The organism is Methanoculleus sp. UBA430 (assembly GCF_002506585.1).
Lineage (GTDB): Archaea > Halobacteriota > Methanomicrobia > Methanomicrobiales > Methanoculleaceae > Methanoculleus.
The window spans coordinates 15,643-36,380 of sequence record NZ_DAXW01000011.1; the positions used below are offsets into that span (position 1 = coordinate 15,643).

The 20,738-nt window shown below is 62.8% G+C and carries 19 protein-coding genes; 10 read left to right on the plus strand and 9 right to left on the minus strand.

Features of this window, described 5'->3' with window-relative positions; all coding sequences use genetic code 11:
* The first annotated feature begins 188 nt into the window (after positions 1-188).
* Positions 189-1,346, plus strand: a complete 1,158-nt coding sequence (locus BRA49_RS09245) for a TIGR04083 family peptide-modifying radical SAM enzyme (RefSeq protein ID WP_292385435.1) — start codon at positions 189-191, stop codon at positions 1,344-1,346.
* A 139-nt stretch (positions 1,347-1,485) separates the two neighbouring features.
* Positions 1,486-2,091, plus strand: a complete 606-nt coding sequence (locus BRA49_RS09250) for a DUF998 domain-containing protein (RefSeq protein ID WP_292385436.1) — start codon at positions 1,486-1,488, stop codon at positions 2,089-2,091.
* Positions 2,092-2,097: 6 nt separating this feature from the next.
* Here the strand turns inward: BRA49_RS09250 and BRA49_RS09255 are convergent, their stop codons facing one another.
* Entirely contained in the window at positions 2,098-2,901 is an 804-nt protein-coding gene (locus BRA49_RS09255; protein WP_292385438.1) for a class I SAM-dependent methyltransferase, read from the minus strand.
* A 290-nt stretch (positions 2,902-3,191) separates the two neighbouring features.
* Here BRA49_RS09255 and BRA49_RS09260 point away from each other — a divergent pair, with 290 nt between their 5' ends.
* The gene (locus BRA49_RS09260; protein WP_292385440.1) at positions 3,192-4,943 is read left to right on the plus strand and encodes a histidine kinase N-terminal 7TM domain-containing protein; all 1,752 of its coding nucleotides are present in this window, start codon (positions 3,192-3,194) and stop codon (positions 4,941-4,943) included.
* Positions 4,944-5,056: 113 nt separating this feature from the next.
* A complete protein-coding gene (rsgA, locus tag BRA49_RS09265; protein WP_292385442.1) occupies positions 5,057-6,151 on the plus strand; it encodes a ribosome small subunit-dependent GTPase A in 1,095 nt (364 codons plus the stop codon).
* Between the two features lie 8 nt (positions 6,152-6,159).
* Here rsgA and BRA49_RS09270 read toward each other — a convergent pair whose 3' ends face one another.
* Entirely contained in the window at positions 6,160-6,909 is a 750-nt protein-coding gene (locus BRA49_RS09270; RefSeq protein ID WP_292385444.1) for a class I SAM-dependent methyltransferase, read from the minus strand.
* A 107-nt stretch (positions 6,910-7,016) separates the two neighbouring features.
* On the opposite strand from BRA49_RS09270, the gene BRA49_RS09275 reads away from it, so the two are divergent.
* Complete coding sequence (locus tag BRA49_RS09275; protein ID WP_292385446.1) at positions 7,017-8,210, plus strand: M24 family metallopeptidase; 1,194 nt, start codon at positions 7,017-7,019, stop codon at positions 8,208-8,210.
* 24 nt (positions 8,211-8,234) lie between these two features.
* On the opposite strand, the gene BRA49_RS09280 is transcribed toward BRA49_RS09275, so the two are convergent.
* Complete coding sequence (locus BRA49_RS09280; protein ID WP_292385447.1) at positions 8,235-9,104, minus strand: alpha/beta fold hydrolase; 870 nt, start codon at positions 9,102-9,104, stop codon at positions 8,235-8,237.
* Between the two features lie 122 nt (positions 9,105-9,226).
* Between BRA49_RS09280 and BRA49_RS09285 the strand changes: the two genes are divergently transcribed.
* Positions 9,227-10,066 carry a hypothetical protein gene (locus BRA49_RS09285; protein WP_292385448.1) on the plus strand — a complete coding sequence of 280 codons (840 nt, stop codon included), beginning with the start codon at positions 9,227-9,229 and terminating at the stop codon, positions 10,064-10,066.
* A 121-nt stretch (positions 10,067-10,187) separates the two neighbouring features.
* A complete protein-coding gene (locus BRA49_RS09290) occupies positions 10,188-10,988 on the plus strand; it encodes a class I SAM-dependent methyltransferase (RefSeq protein WP_292385449.1) in 801 nt (266 codons plus the stop codon).
* A gap of 65 nt (positions 10,989-11,053) precedes the next feature.
* Here BRA49_RS09290 and BRA49_RS09295 read toward each other — a convergent pair whose 3' ends face one another.
* The gene (locus tag BRA49_RS09295) at positions 11,054-11,443 is read right to left on the minus strand and encodes a DUF3887 domain-containing protein (RefSeq protein WP_292385450.1); all 390 of its coding nucleotides are present in this window, start codon (positions 11,441-11,443) and stop codon (positions 11,054-11,056) included.
* 241 nt (positions 11,444-11,684) lie between these two features.
* Here BRA49_RS09295 and BRA49_RS09300 point away from each other — a divergent pair, with 241 nt between their 5' ends.
* The gene (locus BRA49_RS09300) at positions 11,685-12,218 is read left to right on the plus strand and encodes a deoxycytidylate deaminase (RefSeq protein ID WP_292385452.1); all 534 of its coding nucleotides are present in this window, start codon (positions 11,685-11,687) and stop codon (positions 12,216-12,218) included.
* Between the two features lie 84 nt (positions 12,219-12,302).
* On the opposite strand, the gene BRA49_RS09305 is transcribed toward BRA49_RS09300, so the two are convergent.
* Positions 12,303-12,434 carry a hypothetical protein gene (locus BRA49_RS09305; protein WP_292385454.1) on the minus strand — a complete coding sequence of 44 codons (132 nt, stop codon included), beginning with the start codon at positions 12,432-12,434 and terminating at the stop codon, positions 12,303-12,305.
* A 328-nt stretch (positions 12,435-12,762) separates the two neighbouring features.
* On the opposite strand from BRA49_RS09305, the gene BRA49_RS09310 reads away from it, so the two are divergent.
* Entirely contained in the window at positions 12,763-14,439 is a 1,677-nt protein-coding gene (locus BRA49_RS09310; RefSeq protein WP_292385456.1) for a PAS domain-containing sensor histidine kinase, read from the plus strand.
* A gap of 65 nt (positions 14,440-14,504) precedes the next feature.
* On the opposite strand, the gene BRA49_RS09315 is transcribed toward BRA49_RS09310, so the two are convergent.
* The 4 genes from BRA49_RS09315 to BRA49_RS09330 all read right to left on the minus strand — a co-directional run bounded on the left by BRA49_RS09315 (position 14,505) and on the right by BRA49_RS09330 (position 18,114).
* Positions 14,505-15,080 (minus strand): class I SAM-dependent methyltransferase, encoded by a 576-nt coding sequence (locus BRA49_RS09315; RefSeq protein ID WP_292385458.1) that lies wholly within the window; start codon positions 15,078-15,080, stop codon positions 14,505-14,507.
* Between the two features lie 10 nt (positions 15,081-15,090).
* A complete protein-coding gene (locus BRA49_RS09320; protein ID WP_292385460.1) occupies positions 15,091-15,459 on the minus strand; it encodes a hypothetical protein in 369 nt (122 codons plus the stop codon).
* Entirely contained in the window at positions 15,431-16,600 is a 1,170-nt protein-coding gene (locus tag BRA49_RS09325; protein WP_292385462.1) for an aminotransferase class V-fold PLP-dependent enzyme, read from the minus strand. The genes BRA49_RS09320 and BRA49_RS09325 overlap by 29 nt, the downstream gene beginning before the upstream one ends.
* Positions 16,601-16,845: 245 nt before the next feature.
* Positions 16,846-18,114: an APC family permease gene (locus tag BRA49_RS09330; protein ID WP_292385465.1), complete on the minus strand. Its 1,269-nt coding sequence runs from the start codon at positions 18,112-18,114 to the stop codon at positions 16,846-16,848.
* A gap of 448 nt (positions 18,115-18,562) precedes the next feature.
* On the opposite strand from BRA49_RS09330, the gene BRA49_RS09335 reads away from it, so the two are divergent.
* The gene (locus tag BRA49_RS09335; RefSeq protein ID WP_292385468.1) at positions 18,563-20,686 is read left to right on the plus strand and encodes a catalase; all 2,124 of its coding nucleotides are present in this window, start codon (positions 18,563-18,565) and stop codon (positions 20,684-20,686) included.
* Positions 20,687-20,738 lie beyond the last annotated feature (52 nt).

Here is a 20,738-nt window from a genome sequence, read left to right on the forward strand (position 1 = left end):
GTTCGATCCTGTTTGTGATGAATCGTGCAGCCCGGGCTGCACTCATTCGCTGTAGTCCCCGGAGGCATCTGCTCACCCGGGCGAGCACGGTGCACAACGGCCCGTCATACCGAGACGCCTGCCGCGGCTGCAGGTGTCAGCACCCATATGAATAGGTTTTAACATCTTTTGAGGAGAAGCTCGGTACAATGAAGAGCCCCTTTCACGTCATGATCATCCCCACGCTCGGTTGTCCGTCCAGATGCCACTACTGCTGGAGTTCTGATGAAGGGTCTCCGATCATGAGTATCGAGACGGTCCGGGAGATAGCGGCGTGGCTCAAGGACTACCGGTCCGACCAGGTCACCATCACCTTCCACGGGGGGGAACCGCTCCTCGCCGGCGCGGAGTTCTACCGGCAGGCGCTCCCCATCCTCTCCGGGGCCCTCGCCCGTCTTGCACCGACGTTCGCCCTGCAGAGCAACCTCTGGCTGCTCACCCCGGAGATGGCGAAGATCTTTGCAGAATACCATATCCCCATCGGTTCCAGCATCGACGGCCCCGAGGCGATCACCGACGCACAGAGAGGGAAGGGATACTATCAAAAAACCATGCGGGGGTATGAGATCGCGACGGCAAACGGGCTTGAGGTCCGGTTCATCTGCACGTTCACCAACAAGTCGGTCGAGCAGAAGGAGGAGATCGTCAACTTCTTCCTCAAGAGCGGGTTTCCCCTCAAACTCCACCCGGCGCTGCCGTCGCTCCGGAGCGAGAACCCAAAAGAGTGGGCGCTCGAGCCGGAGGAGTACGGGAAACTGCTGGTTTACCTCCTCGATACATACCTTGAGAACCTCGGCAAGATCGAGATCATGAACATCAACGACCTCTGCAAGTGCATCTTCACCCGGCACGGGACCGTCTGCACATTCGTCGACTGCATGGGAACCACCCTTGCCGTCGGGCCGGACGGGAGCATATACCCCTGCTACCGCTTCGTCGGGATGCCTGAGTACGTGATGGGGAACGTCCGCGACCGTCCCACGCAGGAAGACCTCGCCCGGTCGGATGCCTGGAAACTGATGCACGCGTTCAAGGACTACGTCGACCGCGAATGCGCCGGGTGCGCCCACATCAGGTACTGCCGGGGCGGGTGCCCCTACAACGCGATAGCCCCCACGAACGGCGAGGTCCGGGGAGTGGATCCCCATTGCACCGCCTACAAGCGGATATTCGACGAGATCACCGACCGGCTGAACAGCGAGATGTTCGGATCCGCCGATATGGGGATGGGCGGGTTCGGCCCGCGGTCCCGGAGGAAAGGGAAACCGGGGATCATGGCAATCCTGCAGACGATGGCGACAAAATGAGCGCCGTGGCTGCTCATTTCTCCTGACCGGCCCTCTGCCGGAGTAGGGCCGTTCACCCGAGTCCGGCCGCTCTGCAAACCCCCATCACGGTCCGGGCCAGTGCAGGAATTATTATGGGAGAGGCTCCACCTCCTTAAGCATGCGCAGGTTCGATCTCACGGAGAGCAGCCGGACGATTGCAGGCGTACTGCTCTTTCTGCTCCCGGTCCAGTTTATGATGGCTCTCATGGTCGGCGCGGCCATGGCACCCGGGTACAGCATCAACACGAACGCGATCAGCGACCTCGGCGTGATCGGCGCGACGGCATGGCTTTTCAACGGCTCCCTCTTCCTTGCAGGCCTCCTGAACATCATCAGCGGCTACCTCCTCTACCGCTTCTACGGCAGAGGCTGGATCTTTCCCCTTTTCGCCCTCGCGGGCATCGGTGCACTGGGTGCCGCCGTCTTTACGCTGGCTATCCCCGGGATCCACGGCCTCTTTGCGCTTATGGCCTTCATCTTCTTCAATATCCAGGCAATCGCCGGCGCCACCCTGGTCCGGGGACCTATAAGAGCGATCGCGATCATCGCAGGCGTCCTGGGTCTCGTCTTCCTGGTGACGCATGCGGCAAGCGATTTCGGTATCATGAACCTCTACGGCCCCATCGGTCACGGCGGGTCGGAGCGGATGATCGTCTACCCCGCGCTCTTCTGGCTTGCGGGGTTCGGGGGATACCTCATGGCACCGGTTACGGGGAAGCGGTGAGGGAGGCTACCTCCTTCCCGTCGCCTTGAAGAACGTGTAGCAGAAGACTCCGTCCGATCCTGCGGTCCGGTAGAGGTCGGTTACTCCCCGCTCCCAGTCCTCCCGGCTCATCATCCCCCGGCCCACCGCGTCATCGCCGACGCCCTCGACCATGGCGGTGAAGGTCAGCCGCGTGAACCCGCGGGCGAGGTCCGGCCGGGAAGCGTCCACGTAGACCATCCGCGGCGAGACGCGAACGTCGCGGTAGCCGGAGCCGGTGACAAGGGGATAGAGTTCCCGCCCGATCAGGGCGTTGCCGCCCATCTCCCGCTGGAGGTCGACGAGGCACCCGATCGCCCGGCGGGCGTAGTCGCTGTCCGGGTGGAAGAATGCCGAGCCGTGGTCTCCCTCGATCGCCGTGATCGTGCCGCCTTCGCGGAGGAGCGGGCGGAGGCGTTCGAGCGCACGGCGGGGGTCCGCCAGGTGTTCGAGGACGAAGCAGAGGAAGATGTGGTCGAAACTCCCCGGTTCGTAGGGGAGGGCGAAGATATCCCCGGCCTCGAACGTGACGTTCGTGATGCCTTCCGCCAGAACGCGCCTCTCTGCCTCGCCAAGCGATGCCTCGGAGATATCGACCGACGTGATCCGGGCCTCCGGGCTGTTTCTCGCCAGGATGACCGTCTGGGCGCCGGTGCCGCACCCGGCCTCGAGCACCCTCGAGCCTGCCGGGTACCGGGTGTCGCCGTGCAGGAGCCCGGTCAGGGTCTCCGCCTGGTCGCGCAGCCGTTCCGCTTCCCGCCCCGTGTAGCCGTGGACGTAGTTGCCGTTCATACCGTTTCCCTGCAGGAGTTATAACGTGAGCCCGCTATTAAGCGTCTGTGGTAAGCCGCACGGCGCGGGAAGACCGTGCCTGCACGGACCGGATCCACAAGAGCGTTTGCGGTGCCCCGGCAGGCTCATTTTTATTCACCTGAGATCTCTAGCACCGATCAAAAAGCAAAGCGTTTTCCCGGGAACAGGGTAATAATACCCACAGCAGTCCCCCGATGATCCCCCATGTTAATCTGGACCGGAGCAGGATGGCCCGGGAAAGACCGGGCGGTGCAGGGACGTGAGCGGCCGTGTCTGACATCTTCACGATCTTCTTTCTGATCCTGGTCGGGTTCTGCGCTGTCTCGGCATTCACCACCTACGGTCTCGGGATGTATGCTTTTGCGCAAAACCCCTCGTCGGCCGTCAACCGCCTCTTCCTTGCAGTAACGCTCTCGGCAACCTGCTGGGCCATCGGGGAGTTCCTCTTCTGGCATTCGGCCGGTTACGAAGGCAGCCTCTTCTGGCTGAGGGCCAGTTCCTTTTGGGTCTTTGTCGCCGTCTTCACCGCCCACTTTACACTCACCTTCACCAACCACCCCCTCGCCCGGAAGAATAAACGTGGTATTCTCCTCGTTTCTCTGTACCTGCCCGCCCTGCTCTTTACGCTGCTCGGTCTCTTCACCGACCAGATCTACACGGTGACGCTCCAGCCGGGAACGGGGTATGTCTACCTGTCCTCCGCAGGACCTATCTCCCTGGCCGCGAAGGCCTACGTCTCACTGGTGATGGTCTGGGCGGTATACGCCGGTATTTCGTCCTGGCGGAGAGTGCGTCCGGGGAGGATCCGGCGCCAGAACCGGCTCGTCGGTATCGGCACCGCAACCGTCGTCGTTTTCGGCGCTCTCTCTGGACTGATCCTCCCGACCTTCGGGATCTACACCGTCAATCTCGTCTTCATCGGTATCGTCGTCTTCTCCCTGCTCATCGCCCACGCCATCCACAGATATGGGATGTTCACCCTGAGTCCCCAGACGGCGGTCCCGGAGATCCTCAGGACGATGCCCGACGGCCTTGTCCTTACCGATATGGACGGCAGGATCATCGCGACGAATGCGGCGGCCGCGGAGGTCTTCGGCGTAGCCGAGGGGGATCTTTCCGAACAGCCGGTCGGGCGGTTCATTCCCGATACGGCGTACGCCGCGATCAGGACCGCCGTCACGCAGCAGGGGAGGTTTTCGGATCTGGAGGTGGTGACCGACGGCAAGAAGAACCGCGTTCTCAGCATCGCCGGGGCACCTGTCAGCGACCCGGATGGAGAACCTGCCGGTGTTGTCCTGATAATCAGGGATATCACCGGCCGGAGAGCAGCCGAAACCGCCCTCCGGACTGCCAACCAGAAACTGTCACTCTTATCCCAGCTGACCTGCCACGACATCGGCAACGACGTCACCGGGCTTTCCTGGTACCTGAGCCTCCTCTCAGAGGACCGGATGCATCACGACGGCGATGTGTATCTATCCCGATCCATCGAGGCCGCAGAGAGGATCAAGAAACATCTCCAGTTCTCCCGCGAATACCAGATGATCGGCGTGTACCAGCCGGTCTGGCAGCCGCTTGAGACGATGATCGAGCATGCCGTCAGCGCCATTCACCATCCCGGGATTGAGATCTCCGTCCGGACCGCCCCGGTGGAGATTTATGCCGATCCGCTCTCGCCCAAAGTCGTATACAACCTGCTCGAGAACGCGCTCCGGCACGGGGGGGAACTCACCAGGATCGAGATAACAGCCTGCGAGCAGGCCGACGGGACGCTCACCATAACGTTCGAGGACGATGGGCCCGGGGTTCCGGACGACGAGAAAGAGCAGATCTTCCGCTACGGTTACGGGAAGAACACCGGCTTCGGGCTGGCTTTTTCCCGGGACATCCTTTCCGTAACCGAGATCGGGATCCGGGAGACGGGGACGGCGAGCCGGGGGGCCCGGTTTGAGATTCTGGTTCCTCCCCGGGCATGGCGGGCGGTTGCGAGGAAAGAGGGCGGTCCGTGCACGGATGGATGATGCAAGCACGCAGGCATGGGGGCTGCCACAGAGAAGACCCTGCGGTCAAGGATCGCGACCGCAAAGCACTTTACGCCTCCGATGCCACCCCTGTCACGGAGGCCCGGTCATTTATGAGCCAACCCACTTCCCAATGCGGACAACAGCATCGCTATACGCTGAAAGAACTTGGCTGGACTGAGGAACACGATGCGGCATTCTCGAAATACGCCGGCCCCTATCTCGCCGGCCGCGTGGCCTGTCGGCAGAAGACCGTATGGGACGTGCTTGTCGACGGGGGATCGGTCACGGCCGGGATCTCCGGGGCACTCCGGAGACTTGGCCGGTTCCCCGCGGTGGGGGACTTCGTCGTCCTGCTCCGTCAGCCGGAGACCGGCACCTCGATGATCGTCGATATCCTCTCGCAGAAGACCCGGTTTACGCGGGGAAGCGCGGGGCGCGAGGGAACCGACCAGGTCATCGCGGCGAATATCGATACGGTCTTCATCGTCACGGCCGCCGGCCGTGACCTCAACCCCCGCCGGATCGAGCGCTTTCTCGCGATCGCCCACGCGTCAGGCGCCTTCCCGGTCATCGTCATTAACAAGTCCGATCTCGCAGACGACCCTACAACGCTCGCCGACGAGATTGCTTCGGCCTCTCCCGGCATACCGGTCATTCCCATCAGCGCCGTGAGCGGGGAGGGAGTCGACCGGCTCGACCCGTATCTCCCGCCGCGAAGAACGGTCGCCCTCATCGGCTCGTCGGGCGTCGGCAAGTCCACCCTGATCAACCGGCTCATGGGCCGGCCGGTGCAGGAGACCTCGGATACCCGGGACTATGACGGCAAAGGGCGGCACACCACGACCGTCCGCCAGCTCTTCGTCCTTGACGGCGGGGCGCTCATGATCGACAACCCCGGCCTGCGGGAGGTCGGGATCGGGACGGCTTTTGCCGGCATCGCCGACACATTCCCCGACATCCTCGAAGTCGCAGAGGGCTGCAGGTTCTCGGACTGCCGGCACGAGGGGGAGCCGGGCTGTGCGGTGCAGGCGGCCGTCGCGGCCGGGACCCTCCCCGCGGCACGGCTGGAGAGTTATCAGAGGCTCGTGCAGGAACTCGCGTTCGAGCAGGCGAAAGCGGAGATAGGGCTTGTAAGGCTTGAAAAGAAACGCTGGAAGGCGATCGGCAAGATTCAGAGGGATATCGGGAAGATGAAGGGAGAGTAACGGCCTCCCTATGCTCTCTTCCGCAGAATGAAGAACTCGTAGCCGTACTCGCTGCCGTGTTCCCGGTGGAGGGCGATCTCCCGCTCCTCGAACGCGATGAGGCCTTCCGCTTCAGGGTTGCCGGCGACTTTCGACCGCAGGTCCGCGAGCCGTTCGATCATCGGCGTGTAGTAATCGTCCCACCACGCTGATGCCGGGAGCGGGAAGGTCGCGACGACCTCGTAGCCGGCGTCTTCGGCGATCGCGCGGTTCGCCGGGACCGTTGTTATCGCCGGGTAGCACTCGTTCCAGAACGCCGCCGCCTCCGGCGAGGGTTCTTCAACGAACCAGGCGGCCTCGGTGAGGCAGAGGTAGCCGCCCGGCCGGAGGAGCCTCCTCCACGAGACGAGCCCTTCCCGGAACCCCATGATGAAGATCGAGCCCTCCGCCCAGAGGACGTCAAACGATCCGTCGGAGAACGGCAGGTCGTCCATCGAGGCGCGGACCGTGGTGATCCGGTCTCCCACCCCCGCCGATGCCGCGCTCCCGGCAAGTTGATCGAGGTAGGGCTGGTGGACGTCGGTGGCGGTGATGCGGCAGCCGGGACAGATCCGGGCGAGTTCGACGGTCTGCATCCCGGCCCCGCACCCGATATCCAGGATCGCCGGTTGGGCCGAAAGATCGGTAAGCATCGAGAAGGCCTTCCGTGTACAGGCATTGCTCCCCGGCCCCTGGCGGGGCAGGTTCTCGTGCATGGTAAAGATAAAGGGAGTATCCATGATAGGTATGCGTGCGCCGTGCGATCGCATAAACCCGCACGGAGCGGCATCCAGCCGCCCGGGCCCGTCCGGTCATAGTTAATAGCATCGCCGCAGAGATCATGGGTATGGAGCGAAAGACCCCTGCCTCCGAACTCCGGGACCGCATGGAGCGGTTCCGGCTCCGCATGGACACGGAAGACCCGTCGTGGGAGTTTTCTGCTATCTTTGGCAGGGTGAACCAGTTCTACCTCACCGGGACGATGCAGGACGGCGTTCTCCTCGTCCCCAAAAACGGCGAGGCCGTGCTCTGGGTGCGCAGGAGCCTTGAGAGGGCGCTCGACGAGTCGTTCTTCCCCGATATCCGGCCGATGAAGAGTTTCCGCGACGCCGCGGCCGGGATGGGGGCGTGCCCGGCGACGGTCCACGTGGAGACGGAGACGGTGCCCCTCGCGCTGCTCGAGCGGTTCCGGAAGTACTTCCCCTTCCGCGAGACGAGGTCGCTCGATGCGCAGGCAACGGTGGTCCGGGCGAAGAAGAGCGCTTACGAACTCTCTCTCATGGAGCGGGCGGGGAAGATCCACCGGCACGTCCTCGAGGACGTCGTCCCCGCAATGCTCCGCGAGGGGATGAGCGAGGCCGAGCTCGGCGGCGAGGTCTTTGCCCGCATGGTCCGGGAAGGGCATCATGGCATCGCCCGGTTCGGTAGGTTCGGGACGGAGATGATCCTCGGCCAGCTCGGTTTCGGGGAGAACTCCCTCTACCCGACCAGTTTCGACGGGCCGGGCGGGTGCCGGGGAGCGGCCCCCGGCGCCCCGGTCCTCGGCAGCCACGACCGGAAACTTCAGAGCGGAGATCTGGTCTTTGTCGACTGCGCCTGTGGGGTGCAGGGCTACCACACCGACAAGACCGTGACGTATATGTTCTGGGGATCGGTCCCCGAAGAGGCGGCAGAGGCCCATTACCGGTGCGTGGAGGTGCAGGATAGAACGGCCGCGATGCTCCGGCCAGGACTCCGGCCCTCCGAGATCTACGAGACGATACTCGGCGGCCTGGAGCCCGCGTTCCTCGAGAACTTCATGGGCTACGGAGGCCGGCGGGCGCAGTTCCTGGGCCACGGGATCGGCCTCGCCGTGGACGAGGCGCCTGCGATCGCGAGAGGGTTCGATGAGCCGCTCGAAGAAGGGATGGTCTTTGCCCTCGAGCCCAAGAAGGGGGTCCGGGGCGTCGGGATGGTCGGGATCGAGAACACCTTCGTGGTCACCCGCGGCGGGGGCCGGTGCATCACCGGCAAGAACGCCGGGCTGGTCCCGGTTGGGTGAGGGGGAGGAACCCCTCCCGCCCGTTCAGGAGAGCCCGGCAACCGGTTCCATCGGCTGGGCCTTCTCCCCGAGGAAGTCCAGCAGCTCCCGGTTGACCCTGTCGGCATGGGTCCAGGTGATCCCGTGCGGCCCGCCCTCGACCACCACGAGACGGCTCCCCCTGACCAGTTCGTGGGTGCGCTTCCCCGAGGCGGCGAGGGGGACGATCCGGTCTGCATCGCCGTGGATGACGAGGACCGGCACGTCGATGCTCGCAAGGTCGCCCCGGAAGTCGGTCAGCCACGCAGAGACGCTGTCGAGTGTGCCCACAGGAGAGGCGGCGGCCGCTACATTCCAGCTGAGGCGGACAACCTCGTCGCTCACCCGGTCGCCCCCATAGACGTCGACGTTGTAGAAGTCCGAGAGGAACCCGGAGAGGAACGCCGGGCGGTCGGCGGCGATGCTCTCCATGATCCCGTCGAAGGTGCTGCCCTCGACGCCTTCGGGGTTGTCGGCCGTCTTTAAGAGGAACGGCGGGATCGCGGATATGAAGACCGCCCGCTCCACGCGATCGCTCCCGTAGGTGCCGAGATAACGGGCGACCTCGCCCCCGCCCATCGAGAACCCGACGAGCGTGGCGTCGGCGAGGTCGAGTTCCGTCATGATCTTGTGCAGGTCTTCTGCCAGGGTATCGTAGTCGTAGCCGGTGGCCGGCCGGCTTGAGTTCCCAAACCCCCTCCGGTCGTAGGCGACGACGCGGTAGCCCGCATCAAGCAATACCGGCACCTGCTTCTCCCAGGACTTGCTCGAGAGCGGCCAGCCGTGAACCAGGACGACCGGCTCGCCCCTGCCGTGGTCCTCGTAGTAGAGGTCGATGGTGCCCGAATTCTCCTTACCAACGGTGATGTAGGACATGAAAACCTCCTCTTCTGCGGGCTCCCGACACCGGCCATGGCATATATAGTTGTGGGGCGGAGACGGGCCCGGAGAGAATCGAAGGGCATAATACCAGCAACTCCCTAACACCCTGATAGGCGATGGTAAATCTATCAAAGGCGCTGAAGGTGGTGCTCGTCGTGGCAGTCGTCCTCGCCGCACTCCTGTTCGGCTTCATAGCGCTGGTCATGGGGTCTCTGGACCGGTCCGCGGAAGAGAGTTTTCAGTCCTCCTACAGTTATGAACTGAAGATCTCCACGTCGGGCCCCATTGAGAATGCGGTCCTCCTGCTCCCCCTCCCGTCCCGCTACGATCCGGACTCCGGGACAAACGTGACTCCCGTCAACCTCTCTCGCGCCTATTTCCGCAACTTCGACAGGAGCGATATCTCGGTACGGATCGAGGATGTCGACGGGATTCCCATGCTGAACATCTCGGCCGACCGGCTCGCTCCCATCTACAAAAACCGCATCGAGCCGATAGCGATCATGCCGGGGCAGAACGAGTCCGAACTCCCGGAGCCGACCCATATCTACTCCGACAGGTATTCGGCAGAGACGCCGGTGCTCGTCGATATGGAACTCTCCATGCTCGATACCGACCCCGGCCACGAGATCGAGACCAGAACCCCGGTAGGGGCCGAACCCCTCTTTATGCCGTACCGGGTCGTCGGCACCGTCAGCAGGTCCGACGACGAGTATTACTATCTGGGCCCCGGGGCGTCCGGGTATATCATCGAGGTGCCGGTAATCCTCTCGTTCGATGCGGCCGAAGGGAATGTTCTCACCATCACATCGGAGTTTCACGGGAGAAACGAGTGGTGGGTTCTCGGCTGGCAGTATAACACCTATTTCGAGAGGATATCCCACGAGTTCAGGGGGCCGTGCAACGGCACTTACCCGGTGAGGGGCGTTCTCGTGACGGGCGAGGGTGTATACTGAGCCCCCTCACAGAGCCGCACCCCATAACGAAAACACTAAATACTCGCCTGAGATTCAAGAGTGAGTCAAGCGGGGTGAGTTCACGCACGATTCGGACTATCAACGCGACGCCTGGGACGAGGTGAATGCACGGCACCACCGCCATCCGCTCAGGGCGGTGATCAGCGTCGACGACCTGAACAACGCCTACATCGACGGCAGCCAGAAGCGCCTCGTCTCAAGGGCGGTGAGGCTCGAGCCGCACTACTCCGTGCTCGACTACGGGTGCGGCGTCGGCCGGTGGACGCTCTGGTTCGCCCCGCAGGTGCACCGCGTCGTCGGGGTGGACCTCTCGCCGAAGATGGTGGAAGCGGCACGGCAGGCGGCGGACGAGGCGGGCATCCAGAACGCCGAGCACCATGCCCTCGACGGCATGCCGCTGGCCTTCGAGGACGGCGTGTTCGACCTCGTCAATGCCGTCTGGGTCCTGCGGTATATCGTCGACGACGACGAACTCGCACGCACCGTAGAGGAGATCTGCCGTGTTGTCCGGCCGGGGGGGTATGTCACGCTCATCGAGATGATCGCGAAGAATGAGCCGGAGTTCAAGGAGCACGAGGGCGATTTCAGCGGGGCGGCAGTGTACCGGAGGCTGGAGCAGTACCGGTCGCTCTTTGAGGGATGCGGCATGGCGATGAAGGTGAGCGCGGTCTCGAGCGCATCGCCCCTCTACTGGCCGTTCGTCGCCGTCCGCGACGCCGCAAGACGCCGGGGCCTGCCGGACCCGTTCTCGTCCCTGGCTTCCTCGATCGTTTCTCTGAGCCTCGCGGGCGAGAGCCTGACGGCCGGGCTGATGCAGCTCCTGGCCGACCGCGACCTTGTCCGATGCCGGCACCGCTTCCTCTGCTTCAAGAAGCCTGAGGATGATGACACCGGCGGATAGCGGGGCACGGCGGGAACGCCCTCCTTGTAGGTCCCGATCATCCGCAGTTCTGCCGGTGAAGCGCCTCAACTACGCAGCATCGGGGAGTAGAACCAGAGCCCGGAGAGCTGGTGCGACTCGTCGCCCTTCCGGAAGACGAGCCGGAGACTCACCCCATCCTCCCGCTCGAAGTTCGCCCTGTAGGTTACGGTGATATACTCGCCCCTCTCCGTAACGACGGGGTTATCTCTGGAGACATAGAACCCTAACCTGGATGTGACGAATTCGCGGTACACCGTATACTTGCCTTCATCGAAGCCTAAAAGGACGTTGTCGGCGATCGGGTCCGCATATTCAAGCACCCGCGCCTTCTCCTCATCGGATACCACGGTCTCCTGGCTCATGCAGCCGCATGCAGAGACCCCGACAAGGATGACCAGAACGGCAAGCGACGATACCCGAGGGAGGTTCATCATACAGAGTCGAACCGGGGGGTGATTAATTTGCGGGTCGGAACGCCGAGGGGTCGTGTTCGGCGGGGACGGCGCCACACTGATGGCAGGAGATCTCCTGGCCCCCTTCAAACCGCGTTGAAAACCCTTAGCGAACAACCATCCCTTCGACATAAAACACCTCTTTTTAATCCCATACTGTGGAAGATCTATCATGAGCGAAGACCCGAGTGGGCCGACCCCTGCCCCCGGAGGAGAAGCGGCCATGACGGACCGGAATACCGCCTCTTCCGGTGCGCCGGCCGTACCGCCTCGCGCCTCACGGACCGAATGGTACATGAACATCGCGATCGAGACCGCCCGGCGGTCGACCTGCATCCGGCGGTGCTACGGGGCGGTCGTGGTCAATTCCGCAGGAGAGATCGTCTCTACCGGGCACAACGGTGCGCCGCGGGGGGAGGCGCACTGCGATGAGCTGAACACCTGCATACGCAGGCAGTACAACATCCCCTCCGGCGAACGCTACGAGTTCTGCCGCTCGGTGCACGCGGAGATGAACGCGCTCCTGCAGGCGGGACGGGCCGCGGCAGGCTGTACGATGTACCTGGCCGGGTTCGAGCGCCTGACGGGAGCGCCCTCGTACGACCCGCCCTGCCTGATGTGCTCGAAGATGCTGGTGAATGCCGGCATCGGCAGGGTGGTCGTCAGGACACCGGAAGGGCTCGCGGAACTCGACCCGCAGGCGCTCTACCGGCAGCACCTGGATGGCGTGATCGCAAAAGTCTCGGGGAAGCAGTAGGCACGTCCGGGACGGCCGCGGGCGGCGAGTCCAAAAAGGGAGATGATTCGAAGAACTACTGCTTCACGATGACGACCGATTTGATCAGGTCCCCCGGCTCTTATCCTTCATCAGGAGAAGAGCCTCCTCCGGGTTATCAACGCCCTTAAAGACATGCGTCGCCATGAGCGACGGGCCCATGCGCCCGTGCATCACCACCTCGGCCAGCCGCTCCATCCGCACCCTCCCGGGAGCGCATCCATCATAGTCTCGGCGTCGACGCCGGCTCCGCCGATCTGATCGCGGACCTGTTTTGGCAGTAGAGGGAGAGGCTCTCCCGAATCAACCGGGAGCGAGAGAATCCGCCGGTCATTCGTCGGTCTGCTCCATCATCTCGCGTGACACGTTCCCGGTTAACGATACTTCATAACCCCCGGCCCAGTGTTGGTATAAAGGCGTTTTTCCACCATACCCCAGAAGATCCTGCGTAGTTCCCGAGCGCTACCGTTATTACTGCCTATGGAAAACTCATTGTTAGTGCTCGATATAGGAGCCCCCGGGTCAGATGCCAGCGCCCCCAGAAGCCTCACGGACAAGGTCTGATCCCGTCGGACAGGATGAGGTTCGACAGGACAGCCCTGCAAAGACCGAACGACTCGTCGAAGAGCGGATCAGCGAACTCCAGGCAGAGATCGATGCTCTTCGACGGGAGAATGCAGAGCTCAGGCTGGCCGAGACCGAACGCAGGAGAGGCGAGGAGGCGCTGCGCAGGGAGAAGGAAGAGGTAGGTGCCATCCTGTCCGCGCTCGATACGGGGCAGTCCCTTGTCGAACCGGACATGACGATCGTGTGGCTCAACCAGAAGACCCGGGAATTTTTCCCTGAATATGAGCCCGTCGGGCAGAAATGCTACCGTCTATTCGAGGGCATGAGCGAACCGTGCGAGGTCTGTGCAGCCCGGACCGCCTTTGCGACGGGCGAGGTCACGAGGATAGAGAAGTATATCCCGCACCGTGGGCGCTGGTTCGGCATTGTGGCCCAGCCGGTGAAAGATGCATCCGGCCGGGTAACGCATGCGCTCGAGAGTTTCACCGACATCACCGAGCAGAAGCAGGCCGAGGCGAAACTCCGTGCCGTCATGGAACGAGAGCATTTGAGAGCCACCGAACTGGATGCGACGCTTGCATCGATCGCATCGGGCGTCATCATCTACAATACCACCGGGACTATCGTTCGGATGAACGAAGCGGTGCGTAAGATGATCGACAGAGCGTCGGTATCTCTGGATCCAGTTCATTTCGAGGAGCGGCAGGCCGTCTTTGGGGTCCTGCGGGAGGATGGGACGCCGCTTCCTCTCGAAGCGACCCCCTACTACCGGGCGTTGCACGGCGAGACCGTGCAGGGAGAAGAGGTGATGGTTACCCGCCTGAACCGGGAACCGCTCTGGGTGGACACGTCAGCAGCTCCTATCCGCGATGCCGCCGGTGCCGTCGTCGGAGCCATTGCCATCCTCACGGATGTCACTGAGCGCAAACGTGTACAGGAAGCGCTCAGACATCATACTGAAGAACTCACCCGGCTTCACCGCGAACTGGAGACCGCGAATCGGGAGGCGAACCTCTACCTGGACATCCTGACGCATGATATCGGCAACACCGAGAACGTCTCGAACCTCTATGCCGACCTCTTGATCGAATCCCTGGAGGGAGAAGCAGCCGGATACGTTAAGAAACTGCAGCGCAGCGTCCGCAAAAGCATCGAGATCCTGGGCACCGTCTCCACGATCCGCCGGATATATGAGGCTTCACCGGATCTCAAAGAGACCGATCTAGACGTGGCAATCCGGGGAGCGATCGAGGGGTTCCCCACCGGCGCCATCTACCATAACGGGGCCTGTCATCAGGTCCTGGCAGACGACCTGCTCCCCGAGGTCTTCAACAACCTCATCGGCAATGCCATCAAGCACGGCGGCCCTGATGTCAGGATCGCGATCCGGGTTGAAGAGTGCGACGACGAAGTCCGGATCTCGGTGGAGGATACCGGTCGGGGCGTGCCGGATGAGGACAAAAAAGCAATCTTCCACCGATACGAACAGCAAAAACGCGGGGTCGGGGAAGGGCTCGGACTCTACCTCGTGCAGATCCTGGTGGAGCGCTACGGAGGACGGGTCTGGGCCGACGACCGGGTGCCGGGCACCCCCGGGGAAGGAGCAGCGTTCCGGTTTACCCTGAAGAAGGCATGAGAGAAGCACGGAGCGGAGCGCAGCCGCCACAGCCGTGAGGCCGGCAACGGGGGGGGGCGAGTCTCCTACCGGTCGTTCCGTGCAGCGATAACGGAGAACCCGGCCATCGAGTCGATCGCTATGACGCGAAGTCCGGTGTGCCTGAGAAACCCTTGAACCTCACCCGACGAATACAACCGGGCGCGGGAGAGGAACCGGTGCTTTCCCTTCTCGTGCAGGTATTTTTGTGCAACCTCCCCCTCGCGCTCGAGAAACCCGATCACGAGGGTCCCCTGCGGGACGAGGATCCGGCGGATCTCCTGGAATGCCGGAACCGGGTCGTCAAGGAAACAGATAACCGTCACCATCAAGACTGACGAGCATGACCCGCCCCGGAGCGGGATCGATTCCGCCCGCCCGCGGATGACCTCAACCCCCCGTCCCCGCGCCATCCGGCCGAGGGCTCGCGAGGGCTCAAGCCCGAGCGGGACACCGAGGGGTGCGGCAAACCGCCCGGACCCGACGCCCACCTCGAGGGCACGAGAGTCCGGGCGAGGGAAGAGGCGCCGGATCCGGGCGAGTTCCGCGCGGTACCCGGCCTGATGCTCCTCAAACCAGCGATCGTATTCTTCGGCGAATCGTTCGAATACGTCTTCGGGCATTTTTCCCCCGTTAATGTCCATACAGGTGTTCTTTCACCCGTTTCCCGACCCCCTGCTCCCTCCGCCTCAGCACCCGGAGATCCGTTCCTTCCTCGCGGTAGGAGGAGAAAAGGAGATGGAGGAAGTCCACCGTCAGGTGCATGACCTCCTTTTTGAACCTGACCTCAACGGTAGTATCCCCGGCAAGGCCCCTGATGGAGAACCAATCGGGCTTCTCGAACCTGTAGAAGCCCTCGCCGAGGTTGGGGAGCGCTTCAACCTCCCCGAAGTTCCCGAGGTAGGCAAAGAACCCCGCCGGGACCGGGTCACTGAGGAGGAACTCCTTCATGAACGAGCCGTCGGCACAGGATTTATGGCGAACCGAACGAAGAATTCGCATGTTGTGCAATCTCCTTTACTGCTCGTGCGGCAATCCGGCACTCTTCGTCCGTGGTGAACCAGGAGAGACTGAGCCGTACAGAGCCAGTCCCCCCGTCAATCGCCCGATGAACGAGGGGCGCACAGTGCAGCCTCGTGCGGGCGACGATCCCGTAGGCCCGGGCCAGGATAAATCCCACGTCGTCGTTCTCCATCCCATGGATGTTGAACGAGACGATTGGAAGGAGGGGGGACTCGTTGTAGATCGTGATGTTTGGTTCTTCCTTCAACTCCCCGACGAGAAACGCCATCTGGCGCTCTGCCTTCTCTGCGATGGCGTTCACCCCTACCGACGCGACATAGTTCACCCCGGCCGCGAGAGCCGCAAGGCCGGGGTAGTTGTGGGTCCCGGACTCGAACCGCTCCGGCATCTCGTGGGGCTGGTAGAGCAAGAAGGAGTCCGTCCCGGTCCCCCCGTAGCGGACGGGGGCGATCGAGTCCGGGTCTCGCAGGTAGAATCCGCCGGTACCGGGGATGCCGAAGAAGCCTTTATGGCCGGTGAAGACGTAGGCATCGACCGGGAGGTCCCGGAGGTTGATAGGGATGTGGCCGGCAGTCTGGGCCCCGTCGACGATGAAGAAGATGCCGTGGTCGTACAGGACTTCGCCGATGCGGGAGACGTCCTGCACCGACCCGAGCACGTTGCTCCCGTGGGCCGTGACCATGAGCCGGGTCTCGGGCGTGATGGCCGGTTCAACCGTATCGGGGCGGACGGCGCCGTCCTCGAAGGGGAGGACCGTCAGCTGGATACGGCCCTGCCGCTCGAGCTCGTGAAGCGGCCGGAGAACCGAGTTGTGGTCGAGTTCGGTCGTGATAACATGGCAGCCATCCCCATTGGCGGCAAGAAAACCCTGGATGAGGACATTTAAGGAGTCGGTCGCGTTCTGGGTGAAGATTACGTGCTCCGGCGGACCTGCGGCAAGGAGACCTGAGAGCGCCTCCCGTGCCAGTGAGATGTAGTCCTCACCCTGGCTGCCGGTGGTCCTTCCCGACCCGAAAACAGGGAGGACAAGCGATTGCCTGACGGCCTCCAGCACCTCCGGGGGCTTCGGCCAGGTTGTGGCGGCGTTGTTTAAGTAGATGATCGTCGGTCTATCTGCCATAAGACTTGTTTTTTAGTGGATCTCTGCGACCAAAAAGAGATCGCTCCGAGCACTTCGCAATACGTACCCTGCTGATGCCGTACACGCATCTTCGTCGCAATAACTGCCGGGGGGGTGAGGGAGGCGGTAGAACTTGCCCGGCATCCAGGACCAGGCCGGTCTCAACGAGGTTCGCGTCCGCTACCCGGATCAAAGGGTGGCATCCCGACGTACGACCCGAACCAGGATTGACGGTCGGGTCTCTGTCACGGGCTGCGCCGCCTCCGGATGAGATAAACCAGTATGCCTGCCAGCATGACGGCACTCCCGATGCCGACGGCTGTTGCCGGCAGCGTAAACGCAAGCACGAGACAGCCCAGAAGGCCAGGTACCGCGAGGGATCGCCCATACAACCTCTCCTGCTCAGTTAGGGTGTATGCAGAGAGGTTCGTGACCGCATAGTACAGCAGCACGGTGAAGGAACTGAACCCAACTGCCGCACGGAGATCGACGAGCATCACCACCACAACCAGGATTACGCCGACCGTCGCTTCAGAGAGGTGCGGAACCCTGTGTATCGGGTGAACCCGGGCGAGGTATGAAGGCATGTCATGGTCAGCCGCCATGGCAAAGAGCATCCGGCTGATGCCCGCCATCAGAGAGAGCAGCACCCCGAGCGTCGCAAAGGTCGAACCGATTCTGACGATCCACTGCCACTGGCCAAAACCTGCCCCGGCGAGCGCCGTCACCAGGGGTGCATCGGAGCGGGAGAGCAGATCGGGCCCGACAAGGAGCAACGCCGAGATGGCGACGGCGGCATAAACGACCAGGGTGACGCTCAGGCCCAGTATGATTGCCCATGGGATAGACGTCTTCGGGTCTTTGACTTCTTCGCCCAGGGTAGCGATTCTCGAGTATCCGGCAAACGCAAAGAACCAGATTCCGGCAGACTGTAAGATCCCATATACGCCGTTCGGGCCCAGGACCGGGCGCAGGTTGCTGAGCGCCGGCTCGCCGACAAGCAGGAGGAGAACGATCACGGCCAGGGAGAGCAGAACTACCGAGACGATGATCTTCGTGGCGCCGGCGGTCTTTTGAATCCCGAAGAAATTCAGCACCGTGAATGCGATCACCGCCCCTGCGGCAAGATACCGCGCATACTCCGGGATCAGGTAGTAGCCGAAGGTGAGCGCGACCGCAGAGCAGCTCGCGAACTTGCCGACGACGAAACCCCAGCCCGCGACCCAGGCCCAGAACTCGTTCAACCGTTCTCCGGCATACACATAGGTGCCACCCGAAGCGGGATACAGACGGGCGAGCTGTGCCGAAGAACTGGCATTGAAGTACGCCACAGTGGCCGCAATCGCGAGGCCAAGAACCAGCCCTGCCCCGGCTGCAGCCGCCGCCGGTGCAAGAGCCGTGAAGATCCCGGCCCCGATCATGGAGCCGAGTCCGATGAAGATGGCATCTCCCGTATTCAGCGTTCGCGAGAGCCTGCTCGCCTGAATTCCGCCGTGCGGCACCATTTCTGCCATATTATTCTCCACACTCGCGACAGAGACGGGGATCGGCGACTGCTTGATACCCGCGAGACATCCATGGGTCCCACTGTCACCAGGGCGCAATGTAGGGAGGTACGATACGTTAACCGTTCTGTCGCGCAAGAGAGGTCTCCTCCAGGAGCACCGATACCGTGAGCGAGCGGGGGAGAGCGCCCGGCTGGACGTGCAGACACCTCTCTCCCGCTGCCCACCACGGCCGTGCCGGGAGGAGGGTCCGGGCCGGCCGTGGTCGGGAATACCCGGGGAAGACGGCAGTCTTACCGGAGAAACCGGTTTTTCAGGGAAATTCGGGTAAAGCAACCGCTCTGCACGCCTGCCTCCGGCGTGCAGTTACTTTTATGATGACCCACCGGGATGTGGGGGCACGCCGGGGGATCAGCGGTACGATCGGCCGGGGCACGAGGGTTGCAGGTGAGAGAGTATGGATGAGAAAAGGACGGTGGATGAAAAGAGCAAACAGGAGCAGCTCGATAAGGTCCGCGAGGACCCGGAGCGCGAGTACCTGACGACGAACCAGGGGGTGCGGGTGAGCCATACCGACGACTCGCTCAAGGCGGGGGAGCGGGGGCCGACGCTTCTGGAGGACTTTCACTTCCGCGAGAAGCTGACGCACTTCGACCACGAGCGGATCCCCGAGCGGGTCGTCCACGCCCGGGGATCGGGCGCTCACGGGTATTTCCAGGTCTACGAACCGATGACCGAGTATACGCGAGCGGCGTTCCTGCAGGACCCGGAGAAGAAGACGCCGGTCTTCGTCCGGTTCTCGACCGTCGTCGGCTTTCGGGGCTCTGCCGATACGGTCAGGGATGTCAGGGGGTTCGCGACGAAGTTCTACACGGAAGAAGGGAACTACGACATCGTCGGCAACAACATGCCGGTCTTCTTCATCGTGGACGCGATCAAGTTCCCCGACCTCGTCCACTCCATCAAGCCGGAGCAGCACCACCAGATGCCGCAGGCCTCCGCCGCACACGACACCTTCTGGGACTTTGTCGGGAACCTCCCTGAGATCACGCATATGATCATGTGGGTCCTCTCGGACCGTGCGCTCCCGCGGAGTTACCGGATGATGGAGGGCTTCGGAGTCAACACCTTCCGGTTCGTCAACGCCGGGGGGAAGGCACGGTTCGTCAAGTTCCACTGGCGGCCGCTGCTCGGCGTCCACTCGCTCGTCTGGGACGAGACGCAGAAGATCGCCGGCAAAGACCCGGACTTCAACCGCCGCGACCTCTGGGAGGCGATCGAGATGGGCGACTACCCGGAGTTCGAGTTCGGGGTGCAGATGATCGAGGAGGCGGACGAGCAGAACTTCGACTTCGACATCCTGGACGCGACGAAACTCTGGCCCGAGGAGGAGGTGCCGATCCGGTGGATCGGGAAGATGACCCTGAACAAAAACCCGGACAACTTCTTCGCGGAGACCGAGCAGGTCGCCTTCTGCCCGGCGAACATCGTGCCGGGCATTGACTTCTCCAACGACCCGCTCCTCCAGGGCCGGCTCTTCTCCTATCTCGACACCCAGTTGATACGCCTGGGGGGCCCGAACTTCCAGGAGATCCCGATCAACCGGCCGCTCGCGCCCGTCGCGAACAACCAGCGCGAGGGCTACCACCGGATGACGATCAACAGGGGCGAGGCGAGTTACTTCCCGAACGCGCTCGGCGAGAACAAGCCCCGCCCGGCATCGGTGAAGGAGGGGGGCTTTGCCCACTACCAGGAGAAGATCGAGGGAAAGAAGATCCGGGCCCGGAGCGAGAAGTTCAACGACTTCTTCAGCCAGGCGAAACTCTTCTGGAACAGCATGTCGGATCCGGAGAAGGAGCATATCGTCAAGGCCTTCCACTTCGAGCTCGGGAAGGTCTCGGACTTCGGGGTCCGCAAAAGGGTGGTGGACCTCATCAACAACGTCGACGGCGACCTTGCGATACGGATCGCCGAAGGGATCGGGGTGCCGCCCCCCGCGGAGAAGGGCGCGTCCTCCGGGACGAAGAAATCCCCGAACCTCAGCCAGGAGAGGACCGTCAAGGACACCGTCAAGAGCAGGAAGGTTGCGATCCTCGCCATGGAGGGGTATAACCACGACGAGGTGATGCAGGTCAAGCAGGCACTGAAAGAAGGTGGGGCTCACCCGCAGATCATCTCGCAGTTCCTCGGCACGGTCAAATCCGCCGACGGCAGGGAGATGGAGGTCGACAAGAGTTACGTCACCACCACCTCCGTCGTCTACGACGCCGTCTACATCCCGGGCGGGAAGCACGTGGAGACCCTGAAGAACCAGGGTTATGCTATCCACTTCGTCAACGAGGCCTTCAAACACTGCAAGCCGATCGGTGCGATAGGAGAAGGCATCGACCTTCTGAAGGCGTCGGGGATCAAGGGGGTCGCCTTTGTCGATGCCGGCTCCGGGGGAGAGGCCGTCGCCGAGATGGGGGTCGTGACCTGCGGGAGCCGGGGGAACGTGACCTCGTTTGCCGACCAGTTCAAGACGGCCATTGCGCAGCACCGCCACTGGGACCGGGAGAAGAAGGAGCAGGTGCCGGCCTGATACGGGCCGTTGCAAGAAGAGCCCAGGACCTCCCCGGAGGTTCATTTTTCTG